Annotated in this window: 16 protein-coding genes; all 16 read left to right on the top strand. The window is 52.5% G+C overall.

Going from position 1 to position 13396, the window contains the following annotated elements:
- Window positions 1-91: 91 nt before the first annotated feature.
- The 16 genes from CHH75_RS03340 (at window position 92) to recO (ending at window position 12981) form a co-directional block, all read left to right on the top strand.
- Window positions 92-451, top strand: a complete 360-nt coding sequence (locus tag CHH75_RS03340; protein ID WP_095263114.1) for a histidine triad nucleotide-binding protein — start codon at window positions 92-94, stop codon at window positions 449-451.
- A gap of 183 nt (window positions 452-634) precedes the next feature.
- The gene (rpsU, locus tag CHH75_RS03345; protein WP_005547957.1) at window positions 635-808 is read left to right on the top strand and encodes a 30S ribosomal protein S21; all 174 of its coding nucleotides are present in this window, start codon (window positions 635-637) and stop codon (window positions 806-808) included.
- Between the two features lie 16 nt (window positions 809-824).
- Window positions 825-1265 carry a GatB/YqeY domain-containing protein gene (locus tag CHH75_RS03350; RefSeq protein ID WP_095263115.1) on the top strand — a complete coding sequence of 147 codons (441 nt, stop codon included), beginning with the start codon at window positions 825-827 and terminating at the stop codon, window positions 1263-1265.
- Between the two features lie 321 nt (window positions 1266-1586).
- Complete coding sequence (locus CHH75_RS03355; protein WP_095263116.1) at window positions 1587-2924, top strand: NfeD family protein; 1338 nt, start codon at window positions 1587-1589, stop codon at window positions 2922-2924.
- A gap of 91 nt (window positions 2925-3015) precedes the next feature.
- Window positions 3016-4026, top strand: a complete 1011-nt coding sequence (floA, locus tag CHH75_RS03360) for a flotillin-like protein FloA (RefSeq protein WP_095263117.1) — start codon at window positions 3016-3018, stop codon at window positions 4024-4026.
- A gap of 26 nt (window positions 4027-4052) precedes the next feature.
- A complete protein-coding gene (locus CHH75_RS03365; RefSeq protein ID WP_095263118.1) occupies window positions 4053-4562 on the top strand; it encodes a hypothetical protein in 510 nt (169 codons plus the stop codon).
- A gap of 280 nt (window positions 4563-4842) precedes the next feature.
- Window positions 4843-5136, top strand: a complete 294-nt coding sequence (gene yqfC / locus CHH75_RS03370) for a sporulation protein YqfC (protein WP_095263119.1) — start codon at window positions 4843-4845, stop codon at window positions 5134-5136.
- Complete coding sequence (gene yqfD / locus CHH75_RS03375; RefSeq protein ID WP_095263120.1) at window positions 5133-6326, top strand: sporulation protein YqfD; 1194 nt, start codon at window positions 5133-5135, stop codon at window positions 6324-6326. The genes yqfC and yqfD overlap by 4 nt, the downstream gene beginning before the upstream one ends.
- 6 nt (window positions 6327-6332) lie before the next feature.
- Window positions 6333-7304, top strand: a complete 972-nt coding sequence (locus CHH75_RS03380) for a PhoH family protein (protein ID WP_095263121.1) — start codon at window positions 6333-6335, stop codon at window positions 7302-7304.
- Between the two features lie 16 nt (window positions 7305-7320).
- The gene (locus CHH75_RS03385) at window positions 7321-9630 is read left to right on the top strand and encodes an HD family phosphohydrolase (RefSeq protein ID WP_095263122.1); all 2310 of its coding nucleotides are present in this window, start codon (window positions 7321-7323) and stop codon (window positions 9628-9630) included.
- 2 nt (window positions 9631-9632) lie between these two features.
- On the top strand, window positions 9633-10130 hold the full coding sequence (gene ybeY, locus CHH75_RS03390) for an rRNA maturation RNase YbeY (RefSeq protein WP_095263123.1): 498 nt from the start codon (window positions 9633-9635) through the stop codon (window positions 10128-10130).
- A gap of 20 nt (window positions 10131-10150) precedes the next feature.
- Window positions 10151-10510, top strand: coding sequence for a diacylglycerol kinase family protein (locus CHH75_RS03395; RefSeq protein ID WP_255222949.1), 360 nt, complete (start codon window positions 10151-10153; stop codon window positions 10508-10510).
- Window positions 10511-10562: 52 nt separating this feature from the next.
- Window positions 10563-10967, top strand: a complete 405-nt coding sequence (cdd, locus tag CHH75_RS03400; protein ID WP_095263212.1) for a cytidine deaminase — start codon at window positions 10563-10565, stop codon at window positions 10965-10967.
- Window positions 10968-11010: 43 nt separating this feature from the next.
- On the top strand, window positions 11011-11913 hold the full coding sequence (gene era, locus CHH75_RS03405) for a GTPase Era (RefSeq protein WP_095263125.1): 903 nt from the start codon (window positions 11011-11013) through the stop codon (window positions 11911-11913).
- A 132-nt stretch (window positions 11914-12045) separates the two neighbouring features.
- Window positions 12046-12189 (top strand): YqzL family protein, encoded by a 144-nt coding sequence (locus CHH75_RS03410; RefSeq protein ID WP_095263126.1) that lies wholly within the window; start codon window positions 12046-12048, stop codon window positions 12187-12189.
- Window positions 12190-12225: 36 nt separating this feature from the next.
- The gene (gene recO, locus CHH75_RS03415) at window positions 12226-12981 is read left to right on the top strand and encodes a DNA repair protein RecO (RefSeq protein WP_095397442.1); all 756 of its coding nucleotides are present in this window, start codon (window positions 12226-12228) and stop codon (window positions 12979-12981) included.
- Window positions 12982-13396 lie beyond the last annotated feature (415 nt).

Here is a 13396-nt window from a genome sequence, read left to right on the forward strand (position 1 = left end):
CTTTTTTTTGCCGACAGAGGCAAACATTGGACGAAGCTATGGGCTTTCTTGTATGATGGGAGCATAAGAATGCTTGAAGGGGGACTTTCGAATGGATTGTCTTTTTTGCAAAATTGTGAAGGGTGAAATTCCATCAAACAAGGTGCTGGAAAATGATAACGTACTTGTGTTCCACGACATACAACCTGCGGCGCCTGTCCATGTGCTTATCATTCCGAAGAAGCATATTGCGTCGATGAACGATGCGGCGGACGAGGATTTCGCCCTGATCGGGGAGATGCACCGGGCCGCGCAGCAGGCAGCCGCGGAGCTGGGCATATCTGACAGCGGATTCCGCCTGATTAACAACTGCGGCCGCGATGGGGAGCAGACGGTGTTCCACCTGCATTATCATCTGCTCGGAGGGGCGAGATTGGGCGCGCTGACTGGCCTTTCTTCCTCTCACGGCTAATCTGAGTTAAGCTCGTTTAGTAGACCCTGGAAAGTCCGAACAGGCTGCCGGGGTTATTCCTGATGAGCCGGGGTTTAAAATAAAGCGCCCAAGGTTGACACCATATTTCAGTTTGCCCTATAATGAAGTTTGATGAACCGTGTTATTGCTCTTGGACGGTCTGGTCGGAGGGAGGGAAAACTGGTGTCTGAAACTAAAGTTCGCAAAAACGAGACAATTGATGCTGCACTTCGTCGCTTCAAGCGTTCCATCGCTAAGGATGGCGTATTGGCAGAAGTGAAGAAACGCAAGCATTATGAAAAGCCAAGCGTAAAGCGCAAGAAAAAGTCTGAGGCTGCTCGTAAGAGAAAGTTTTAGGAGGATCTGAACTAGCATGAATCTTAGCGAACGATTGAACGAAGATATGAAGCAAGCGATGAAGAGCAAAGACAAGTTCAAACTCTCCACGATTCGAATGGTTCGTTCGACGATAAAAAATCTTGAAATAGATTTGAAAAGAAGTTTGGATGACAGCGAAGTGCTTGATATTATAAGTCGTGAAATCAAACAGCGCAAAGATGCCCTCCAAGAATTTGATAAAGCGGGTCGTGACGATCTTGCCAGCGAAGCCAAAGCAGAAATTGAGCTTCTTAGCTCCTACCTCCCGGAACAGCTTACTGAAGAAGAAATTAAAGTCATTGTACAGCAGACCATCCAGGAAACCGGTGCTTCTTCAAAAGCCGAGATGGGTAAAGTAATGAGCGCTCTCATGCCGAAAGTCAAAGGGCGTGCAGATGGAAAGCTAGTCAATCAGGTTGTTCAACAATTTCTGTAACAACATAAGTGAAACACTCCTTGAATGCTCAAGGGGTGTTTTTTCTTTATAAACGGTCTGTTGCATGCGCGGTTCGACAGGGTAATCATGGCTGCACAAGCGAGGGAACGGTCCGGCTGTTTTTAATGGGTGATGTCAGGGTAATCTTTTTGAAACGAAAAGGGATGTAATCCGTAATATATGCCATAAGGCGGGAAGTTGCCACATACATTTATCCCGGGGAAGCAACACATATTATGCTTGTGAGTGGTGGGTGAACCTGTCAAACTATATGAAAAGGGAGGGGGAAAGATATTGAAAGCTGAACATGCGTCATCACGAATGCGTTTACGGCAAATCGCAGCCATGCTGTTGCTGGCTTTGATTACGATTGTGTACATAGGTCCTTTGAAGCCTGCCTCGGCCGCCAATATCGGCTCGGTATATGTCATTCCGGTTGACCAGCAGATTGAGCGTGGATTGACCAGCTTTATGGTCCGTGGCTTCAACGAGGCCAAGCAGATGGAAGCCGGGCTGATCGTACTGGAGATCAATACGCCGGGCGGACTTGTAGACTCGGCAGGCGAGATCGCCGAACTGATGCAGAGCACCACAATTCCGATTGTCGCTTACATTACAGGCGATGCGGCATCGGCGGGCAGCTATATCGCGCTGAACGCGGACAAAATTGCCATGGCGCGCGGCAGTATGATCGGCGCTGCCTACATGGCCGATATGATGGGCAATCCGGTAGAGGACGCGAAGATGGTCTCGTGGTGGAAAAGCAAGATGGCCAGCGCAGCCCAGGCTGCAGGGCGCGATCCCAAAATCGCCGAGGGCATGGCCGATCTTAACATCACGGTAGAGATGCCAGAGATCGGGAAGACCAAATCGCCGGGCGAAATTATATCGTTAACGGCAGAAGAAGCATTGACGCTCGGCTATGCCGACACCATCGCTTCAAGCACGGAGGAAGTTATCACCTGGATGGATTACTCCACTCAGGATGTGTTCCGCATGGAGCAGACGTTCTCTGAGCGTCTGGCCTCGTTCTTGACACATCCAGGTGTGATGACACTGCTGCTCTTTATCGGAATCGCAGGCGTCCTCATTGAAGTGATTGTGCCGGGCTTCGGTGTGCCGGGAATCCTTGGCGTTACGGCCTTTGTGCTCTATTTCTTCGGCAATTACGTAGCCGGATTTGCAGGCTGGGAGACCTGGCTATTGTTTATCATCGGGATTGTGATGCTGGCGATGGAGCTGTTCGTCCCAAGCTTCGGCATTCTCGGCATCATCGGTTCGGCTAGCCTTATCGTGGGCGTTGTCCGGGCAGCTTACAGCACGAAGCATGTCGCTCTGTCTCTAGGCATTGCCGCTGCGTGCGCGCTAGTGGCCGTGATCGTGGTTGCCTTAGTGTTTAAGGAGCGGGGCATTTGGCGAAAATTCATCCTGTCGGATAGCTTGACGAAGGAACAGGGCTACATTCCGAACGAGGAGCGAGGCACCTTGGTCGGTCAGATTGGCGTCAGCCTTACGCCACTGCGTCCTGCCGGTACGATGGAGCTGGAGGGGCGTCGGCTTGATGTGGTCACCCTTGGCGGCTATGTTGAAGCCGGAAAGTCCGTTCGCGTCGTTCATACCGACGGGACAAGAATTGTGGTTGAGGAAGAAAAAGGGTGAACTGTGCCTCATAATTGTGTAGTATTAAAAGAGCCAAGCCGGGCAGCAAGGCCCGGGTAAGAATTTAAACTTGATGTGGAGGGTGAACTAAATGGAATTTGATGGGTCTTTGGTTACAGTTTTGTTGATCGGGGTTCTAGCGATCATTGTGCTCAGCGTATTCTTCAGCTTCTTCCCGCTGATGCTCTGGATTTCGGCGCTCGCTTCCGGCGTGCGCATCGGGATTATTACGCTTGTTGCTATGCGTTTGCGGCGTGTTACGCCAAGCCGGATTGTGAATCCGCTGATCAAGGCAACAAAAGCAGGGCTTGGATTAACCATTAACCAGCTTGAAAGTCACTACTTGGCGGGCGGTAACGTTGACCGGGTAGTCAACGCTCTGATCGCAGCTCAGCGTGCGAACATTCCGCTGGAGTTTGAACGTGCGGCTGCCATCGATTTGGCCGGACGCGACGTGCTGCAGGCGGTGCAGATGAGCGTTAACCCGCGCGTTATCGAAACGCCGGTCGTTGCTGCGGTAGCGAGAGACGGGATTGAAGTTAAGGTAAAAGCACGCGTAACCGTTCGCGCCAACATCGATCGACTCGTCGGTGGTGCCGGTGAAGAAACGATTATTGCCCGTGTCGGCGAGGGGATCGTTACGACGGTCGGCTCCAGCGACTCGCACAAGGATGTACTGGAGAATCCGGATCTCATCTCCAGAACCGTATTGTCTAAAGGTCTGGATGCCGGTACGGCATTCGAAATCTTGTCCATTGATATCGCGGACGTCGATGTAGGTAAGAACATCGGTGCATACCTGCAGACCGAACAGGCGGAAGCCGACAAGCGGATTGCTCAGGCGAAGGCCGAGGAGCGTCGCGCAATGGCGGTTGCCCAGGAGCAGGAGATGAAGGCTCGCGTTGTGGAAATGAGAGCGCGCGTGGTGGAATCCGAATCGCAGGTGCCGCTGGCTATGGCTGAAGCGCTTCGCAGCGGACAGCTTGGCGTCATGGATTACATGAATCTGAAGAACATCGAAGCTGATACTCAAATGAGAGGCTCCTTCGGTAAAATGGGTGAGAACACGGATAACTCCGGCAACAACGGCTCCAAAAAATAATGAAAGAGCTGAGGTGAGCCGATATCATGAGTTGGATACTTGAAAATATCTATATCGTCGCGGTTATCGCCTTCTTTCTGATATCAGCGCTCGGCAAGCGAAATAAGGGCAATGAGAACAGATCCCCTCGCGTGCCGGGCTACGGAGGAGAAGGGGAGCATCGGGAGGCTTCAGGAAGGGCTGATGCTTATCCTGAAACATCCTATGGAGATGCCGGGCAGGATGGGTATGAGGAAGATCGCGGGAACGGGTATTCTCTGGAAAATGAGGAGCTCAACCGGGGCCATCAGGGGATGCACCGAGAGCCTGACAGCATGGATCGCCGCATGCAGATGATGCAGTCGGATCTGGACCGCATTCACTCCCAGCTGGACCGGATTGGTCTGGATGTGCCGGAAACGATTCTGGAGGTTACCGATACGGATGAGCAGATCGGAAGCCGTAGAAGCGAGCTTGCCGAGCAGGCCAGAAACGGCATAGTATGGGCAGAAATTTTGGGCCCGTCTCGCGCAAAGCGGCCGCTCGGGCGCCGCTAGAATCTGAAAATCCCAGCCAGTATGTCAATATACAGCAGTTTCCGCTTAAGCTGAATCTGAGGTCATTTCAGACCGACTCGACCGCCTTGTCACATGGTGACAGGGCGGTTTTTTTGTATGTACAGGCCCTGTTACAAGTCCCGATTGGCAGGGGACGATCTTGCTTGGCACAGGCGGAGCAGAATGGGCACATCGTCTGGAACCTTTTGCAGCTTCGATCTCATAAAATGGTGGTGTTCGGCATATGGATTTACAGTACAGGAAGGAGGAAGGCCTTCATATGTCCCGCATCAGCCGCAAGCTGCAAAATTTGATGCAAGAAGTGCTGGATCTGCCCCAGGATCTGATGTTCGATTTGCCAAGGTTGACGCTGATCGGCAATAAGGAGCTGCATATCGAGAACCATCGCGGGGTGCGCCATTTCTCCGATGAACGGCTAGTGCTTGCTTTGTCGCAAGGGTCGTTGGAGATCTCAGGGGCCGGTCTTTCGATTCAGGCGATTCAATCTCATGAAGTGACCGTCATGGGTACCATTCATCATATTCAGTATTCAGAAACGGGGGAGAAACCGTGAATATTCCGACAATGATAACGGTACGGGGATATCTTAAACTGGCCGTCCGCGGAGAGCGTGTGGAATTGTTTATCAACGCGTTGACGGAGGCGGGAATCCCGGTTTGGGATGTCAAGCCGACCGGAATGCATGCCGCGGAGATCAAGCTGCTTCTCCGGGATTTCTGGAGCCTCCGTCCCCTTCTTAAGCGGACAGGCTGCCGGACGAAAGTGATCGAGCGGAACGGGTTGCCCTTCCGCGCCCGCAATCTGTGGAGGCGAAAAGCTTTTGCTCTCGGGCTTGTACTGTTCTTTGCGCTGTTAACCGCCTTGTGCTCGATGGTATGGGATGTTCAAGTGGAGGGGAATGAGACTATAGCTGATGAGGATATACTGGCGGCTGCACAGAAGGAGGGGGTTTATCCTTTTCAGTGGATTTTTCGTCTTCAGCCGATGGACAAGCTGTCAACGAACATGACAGCCCGGCTGCCCGAAGCGTCCTGGGTTGGCGTTGAGCGCACCGGTACCCGCATCCGAATCCAGATCGCAGAAGCGGACATTCCCGAGAAGCCGCCGCTGATGAGCCCGCGACATCTGATCAGCACCAGAGATGCTGTGGTAACCCGCATATACGCCGAGAAGGGTCTGCCCAAGGTCCAGGTCAACAGCCGGGTGAAGAAGGGCGACATCCTCATATCAGGCGTTCTGGGCGATGAGGAAAATTCGCAGACCGTGGTGGCCAAGGGAGAGGTCAGAGGGCTCGTATGGCATGAATATGACATCGAAGTGCCCCTTGTCAAAAAACATAAGGTATACACCGGTCAAGACAAGGAGCGGGCTTACCTGGTGCTGGGAGATCGCGCCATCCAGTTGTGGGGGTACGGGGATATCGCCTATGCCAAGCACGAGATGCTGACCTTCTACGACCCGTTTACGTGGAGAACACGCCAACTGCCTTTCGGATGGATGACCGAGAAAATTATGGAGGTGACCGAGGTACAGCAGACCATCACCGCCGAGGAAGCCAGAACCGAGGGGATCGAAGCAGCTAAAAGGGATATTTTAGCAAAATATGGGGCGGATTCGCGATTTGTGACCCAAAAAATTTTGCATGATAAGAACGAGAATGGTAAAGTTTATATGAAAGTGCTTTTCGAGGTGGAAGAGACCATCGCGAAAGAACTTCCCATAGTATACAATCAAGGAGAATGAGGCTATTTGTCAGAGCAAAAGACCAGCATTCAAATTTTACTTCAAAGTGCGTCAGAAGGTCTGTCCCTATTTGGACCGCAGGATACGTTTCTGAAAATTATCGAAGAGGAAATTCCCGCCACGATCGATTCGCGGGAGGCTGTCATTACCATTCGGGGCAATCAGCGCAACGTCGAGAGCCTGCAGCAGCTGTTTGAGGTGCTGCTTGAACTTGTCCGCAACGGGTATATACTTACCGAGCGCGATGTGCTGTATGCTGCCGAGCTTGCCAAGGATCTGCGGGCAGATCAGCTTCTTGATCTGTTCAAGGGTGAGATCACAACCACTTACAGAGGCAAGCCGATTCGGGTCAAAACGATCGGACAGAAGCATTATGTGACGACGATCAAGAAACGGGACGTTGTGTTTGGAATAGGTCCTGCCGGAACGGGAAAAACCTATTTGGCGGTTGTGCTGGCGGTTGCTGCGCTCAAGGAAGGTTCTGTGAAACGGATTGTGTTGACCAGACCAGCGGTTGAAGCAGGAGAAAGCCTGGGCTTTCTTCCGGGAGACCTGCAGGAGAAGGTTGATCCTTATTTGAGGCCGCTATATGATGCTTTGTATGACGTCATGGGACCGGACCAGGTGGCCAAGGCGCTGGAACGTGGATTGATTGAAATTGCTCCGCTCGCTTATATGCGTGGACGGACGCTTGATGATTCGTTTATTATTTTGGATGAAGCGCAAAATACGACGCCGGAGCAGATGAAGATGTTTCTGACCAGGCTCGGATTCGGCTCGAAAATGGTCATCACCGGGGATGTCACCCAGATCGACCTGCCGCGCGGCAAAAAATCAGGTCTTGTAGAAGCCCAGATTGTGCTGAGCGGGATTGAGGAAGTCGGATTTGTAAGGTTTGCTGAACAGGATGTTGTACGGCACTCTTTGGTACAAAAAATAATCGTTGCATATGATAAAGCTGCAGAAAACCAAGATTAAAAAGGGGATTGTCGCTATGGCCTCCAAAGAACCATCGACGGACAAGTCCATACGGGCGAAAAACAATGGCTGGAAATATAGCGTGGCAACACGCTATATTCTGTTTTTGCTGCTCGCGCTCATTTTTTATATCAGTCTATCTTCCAAGCTGCTCCCCGAGCGCTATGATATTCAGGTAGGAACACGCAGCGAGAAAAGCATCACCGCCCCGATTCAAATCGAGGATAGCAAAGCTACGCTGAAAGCGCAGGAGGAAGCCGCAGAGCGGGTTCAGCCGATCTATACATACGTGCCGCTGCGCAATGATGTGCTGGTTACCCAGCTGCTGGAGCGGATCGAGCGGCTCAATCAGGACACGGATATTTCCACCCAGGACAAAATCTCCATCTACCGCGAGGAAATTCCACGGCGAGTGGATGACTTCGTTAAAAACTTCGTGTCCGCCAACCGGGGAAATGATGCGTATTCATCCGAGCTTCTGGAAGAAATGCTGCGTGTGATTGAACAGCAGACCTACCGGATCCCGGAGGAGACCTTCATTAAGATTCCTAGGCTGGATTCCGAGGATATCAGCCAGATGAAGGTGGTCGCTCGCGATATCGTGTCCAGTCTGATGAATGAAACGACCGATGCGCAGACGCCGCGGGCCAAGGTGGCGGAAATGGTCAGCACCAGCTCGCTGGACGACCGGACAGCGCGCGAGGTCGTTCAAGAGCTGGCGAGAGTGTCGATTACCGCCAACAAGTTCATGGATGAGGAAGCGACCAAGGAAGCGAAGGTGGAAGCCCGTGAGAATACGCCGCCTGTATTTATCAAGCAGGGCGATATTCTCGTGGAGCGGGGACAACTGATTACGCCAGAGCTTTATGAGCTGCTCGGGAAGAACGGGCTGCTCAAGGATGAGGTCAATTATTGGCCGGAGCTTGGGCTGCTGATATTCTCGATACTGCTGTCGCTCGGCATCTTCATGTTCATCAGGCAATCCAACGCTGGATATTTCAAGTTCAACAACTCGCAGCTGCTGATGATGGTGCTTATCTATGTCATTACACTGGTGTCGATGCATTTGGCCGGCTACCTGCAAAGTGACAGCCGGACCTATGTGGGATACCTGGCTCCGGTTGCTGTAGGTGCAATTCTGCTCACGCTGCTGCTGGAGATGTCATTGGCCTATTTCAATGTCATTATTTTCACCATTCTGGCCAGTGTCATTCTGAACGTCCAGCAGGGCGAGATATTTGATTTCCGTTTCGGCCTGTTCGCGGCGATCACGTCCTGTGTTGCGATCTTCTCGCTGCATCGGGCGAGTCAGCGCTCTACGCTGCTGAAAGGCGGAATCATGGTGTCTTTGTTCGGCACGCTGACCGTCTTTATGATGCTGCTGATCAAGGACGGGGAATGGACCGGAACCGAGACGCTGTATTCACTCGGGTTTGCGTTTGCCGGAGGGCTGCTGACCGCCATCCTCGTGATCGGGCTCATGCCGTTCTTTGAAGTGACCTTCGGCATATTGTCTGCCCTCAAGCTGGTTGAACTGTCCAATCCGAATCACCCGCTGCTGCGCAAGCTGCTGACTGAGACGCCGGGAACGTATCATCACAGCGTGATGGTCGGCAATCTGTCGGAGGCGGCTGCGGAGGCGATCGGAGCCGACGGACTGCTGTGCAGAGTCGGGTCGTTCTATCATGATATCGGGAAGACAAAACGTCCGATTTATTTCATCGAGAATCAGAACAACATGGAGAATCCGCACGACTCGATTGAGCCGAAGCTCAGCAAATCCATCATTGTGGCCCACGCCAGGGACGGGGTGGAAATGCTGAAGGAATATAAGCTGCCGAAGCCGATTCGGGACATCGCGGAGCAGCATCATGGCACGACCTTCCTGCATTACTTCTATCACAAGGCGCTGAGGCTGGCGGAAGAGCAGGGGGTCGAACCGGATTTCACCGAGGATGACTTCCGTTATCCGGGGCCGAAGGCTCAGTCGAAGGAAGCGGCGATCGTGGGCATTGCCGACAGCGTTGAGGCTGCGGTACGCTCGCTTCGCAAGCCGACGGTGGAGCAGGTAGAATCCATGATTGAGAAGATCATTAAAGGCCGCCTGGATGACCATCAGTTCAATGATTGTGATCTGACGATGAAAGAGCTGGACATTATAGCAAAAACATTAAAGGAAACCGTGATGGGCATCTTCCATTCCCGGATTGAATATCCGGAGGAAGTGAAGCGTCCGAATCCGAAGCCGGCTGCCGCTGAGGCGGAAGCTGGGCCGGATGGGGAGGCGCCATCCGCGTCGGAAGAGGACAAAAGAAGGAGCGTTTAGGAATGAGCCTGAAGCTGGTATGGAATAATGAGCAGGAACTATACGAGATACCCGAGGAATGGATCGTGATGCTGGAGCGGGTTTTGCAAAAGGCTGCGGAATCCGAAGGCGTCACGGAGGGCGAGGTCGATCTGACCTTTGTCGATGATGAGCAGATCCATGAGCTCAATCGGGAGTATCGCGGCATCGATCGGCCGACCGATGTATTGTCCTTTGCGATGCATGAAATGGCTGGCGACGAGCTGGAGATTATATACGAGCTGGACGAAGAAGATGAGGAAGCGCCTGTTCCGGATGCGCTCGGTGACATCGTCATCTCGATTCCGCGAGCCAAGCAGCAAAGCGAGGAGTACGGGCATTCGCTGGAGCGCGAGCTGAGCTTCCTGTTTGTCCACGGCTTCCTGCATCTGCTCGGCTATGATCATCAGGATGAGACCAGCGAAGCGGAGATGATGGGCAAGCAAGAGGCGGTTCTGGCAGCGCTGGGACTGACAAGATAGTGAAGCCGCACAGACATTCGTTGTATCGGACATTTGCCAATGCCGCTGCGGGCGTCGTGCATGCTTTCAAAACCGAACGCAATATGAAAATTCACGCTGCTGCTGCATTGATGGTATTCATTGCAGCAGCTTTGCTGCAGTTAGACCTGATCCGCTGGCTGTTCCTGCTGTTGGCCGTAGGGCTGGTCTTTACCGCTGAGCTGATCAATACGGCGATTGAAGCGGTCGTGGATCTGGTCTCTCCGCAGGTGCATCCTTATGCGCGGATCGCCAAGGACACCGCAGCAGGCGCGGTGCTGGTCGCCGCCATTGTGGCAGTTGGCATCGGCATTGGGGTGTTCTATGAGCCGATTAGAGGCTGGATCGGTTCATTATTGTAATGTTGCAGCCGGTTGATTCAGCTTTACCTATTTGAAGGGGGAACGATCCATGATCGAAGCGGGAATGTTGATGCAGGAAGCGATTAAAGCAAGGAGCAGAGCCTATATTCCGTATTCGAAATTCGGAGTAGGCGCTGCGCTTCTGGATGCGGAGGGTCGAGTTCATTTGGGTTGCAATGTTGAGAACGCAGCTTACAGCCCGACCAACTGCGCGGAGCGAACCGCTTTGCACCGGGCCATAGCCGACGGACACCAGCCTGGAAGCTTTCAGGCGATCGCGATTGTCGGTGATACGGATGGCCCATGCGCGCCTTGCGGGGTGTGCCGCCAGGTGCTGGTGGAGCTGTGCAAGCCGGACATGCCGGTATTTCTCGGCAATATGAAGGGAGATATTCAGGAGACCACGGTCAGCGAATTGCTTCCGGGCGCTTTCGGGCCTTGGGATTTGGAGAAATAAAACAACCAGGAATAGTGACACAGGAATATAGCGGAGGAATGTTATGCAGAACAAATCATTTAAATCGGGGTTCGTAGCCATTATCGGCAGGCCGAATGTCGGCAAATCGACGTTGATGAACCAGGTCATCGGACAGAAAATAGCCATTATGTCGGACAAGCCCCAGACGACGCGCAACAAAATTCACGGCGTATACACAACCGAGGATTACCAGGTCGTATTCCTGGATACGCCAGGTATTCATAAACGTCAATCCAAGCTCGGGGACTACATGAACCAGACTGCGCTGAGCACCCTCGGCGAGGTCGAAGCCGTGCTGTTTCTGGTGGATGCTTCGGAAGGCATTGGAGGCGGAGACCGCTATATTGCCGAGCAGCTGAAATCGATTCGGACGCCGGTCATTCTGGTGATGAACAAAATTGACAAAATCGAGCCCACGGCGCTGCTGCCGCTGATTGAGGAATACCGGGGACTTCATGATTTTGCGGAGATTGTCCCGATTTCGGCGATGCTCGGAAACAATGTCAGCACGCTGCTTGATCAGATTCGAAAGTATCTTCCGGATGGGCCGCAGTACTATCCTGAAGATCAGGTTACCGATCATCCGGAGCAGTTCGTATGTGCCGAGCTTATTCGTGAGAAGATCCTGCACATGACGCGGGAAGAGGTGCCTCACTCCATTGCGGTCACCATTGAAGATATGCGTGCCCAGGAGAATGGAACGGTGTACATTTCAGCTGTCATTTATGTGGAGCGGGATTCCCAGAAAGGGATCATTATCGGCAAGCAGGGCGCTCTGCTGAAACAGGTAGGCAAGCAGGCGAGAGAGGATATCGAGCGTTTGCTCGGTTCCAAAATCTTTTTGGAGCTGTGGGTGAAAGTTAAAAAAGACTGGCGCAATCAGGAACGGGTTCTTCGCGATCTCGGTTTTCATAAGGGACAATAAGAATCCGATCATCCACCGGGGCTATCGGGCGAAGCATGAGCCTGCCAACAATTGCATTTCATAAATTTGCGCCGGACGCACATCCTATTTTCGAAGATGCAGACGTCATTTCCGAAGAAAGGATGAATACGAATGCGAGATTTTTCGTGGAAGTATTTTACGATGACTGGAGATGTCGATGCTTATTTGCTGTATAAAGAAGTAGCCGGTTCAGAGCCGGAGCTTGCAGCGGCGTTCGCAAATGAAGAGGCGGTCCCGGATGAAGAAGACGAATAACCACTGGTTGCTTCAGGAATGGTTGGGGGAAGAAACATGCTATATCGGGCGGAAGGGATTGTCATCCGCAGCATGGACTACGGTGAAGGGAACAAAATCATTACGCTTTGTACCGAAAAGTGGGGGAAGGTAGGCGTGCTGGTCAGGGGAGCGAAGAAGGTGAAGAGCCGGCACGCAGCCCTGACGCAGCTGTTTACTTATGGCGAGTACGTATTCTTTCGCAACGGAACGGGACTTGGTACCTTGAACGCCGGGGAAATTATCGAGTCTCATCATTCCCTGCGTGAAGATCTGATCAAAGCGGCCTATGCTTCTTATGCCTGTGAGCTTCTGGACCGTGTGCTGCAGGATGAGGAGACGGGCGCTTTTTGGTTTCATCAGCTGAAAGCTTGTCTGATGTCGTTAGAGGAAGGGAAGGATCCTCAGGTTATCAGCAACCTGTATGAGATGAAAATCCTTCAAACGGCAGGCTATGGTCCGGAGCTTGAGGTGTGCGTATCATGCGGTCAATCGAGACCGGATGAGGACATGCTGCTCAGTCCCCATTTAGGCGGAGTGCTGTGCCGCCACTGCAAGCATTTGGACCCGCCGGCCATGAATATTTCGGTCAGGACGCTGGGGCTGCTGCGGCTGTTTGCTAGGCTGGATCTCAGGCGGCTCGGCAATGTGGATGTCAAGGACAGCACCAAAACGGAGCTGAAGCAGGCGATGCGGGCTTTGATGGATGCGCAGCTCGGACTGCGGCTGAAGTCGCGAAATTTTCTGGACCAGCTTGACAAATACAACATTTGACGTGAAGATAAGTTTAAGGTATTATAACTTTTACAGTTTACCTAATGAAGGATTTGGCAACAATCCGAAGCAATTGAATAACATGCGTTGAACGGGAAAGTAGTGAATTGATTGATCCTCTAGCGAGCCGGAGATGGTGAGAGTCCGGTGGATGATGTTCATGAACATGGCACCCGGGAGCATGATGCAATGCATAAAGCGGGCTCTGCAAGCTGTTGGCTAGGAAGCGACAGTTCAGGGCCAAGTAGGGTGGAACCGCGGGAAGCGTCAGCTCTCGTCCCTACGTCTGTACAACAGGCGTAGAGATGAGAGCTTTTTTGTTGTGCAGACTCGTACTTTGAGGATGATTGCATCGTCGAGCGGCGGTTCTCAGCCGGCAATCCTTATGGTGTGGCGGATCAGCTCCCATAAGGCA

Source organism: Paenibacillus sp. 7541 (genome assembly GCF_002276395.1).
GTDB classification, from domain to species: domain Bacteria; phylum Bacillota; class Bacilli; order Paenibacillales; family Paenibacillaceae; genus Paenibacillus_AQ; species Paenibacillus_AQ campinasensis.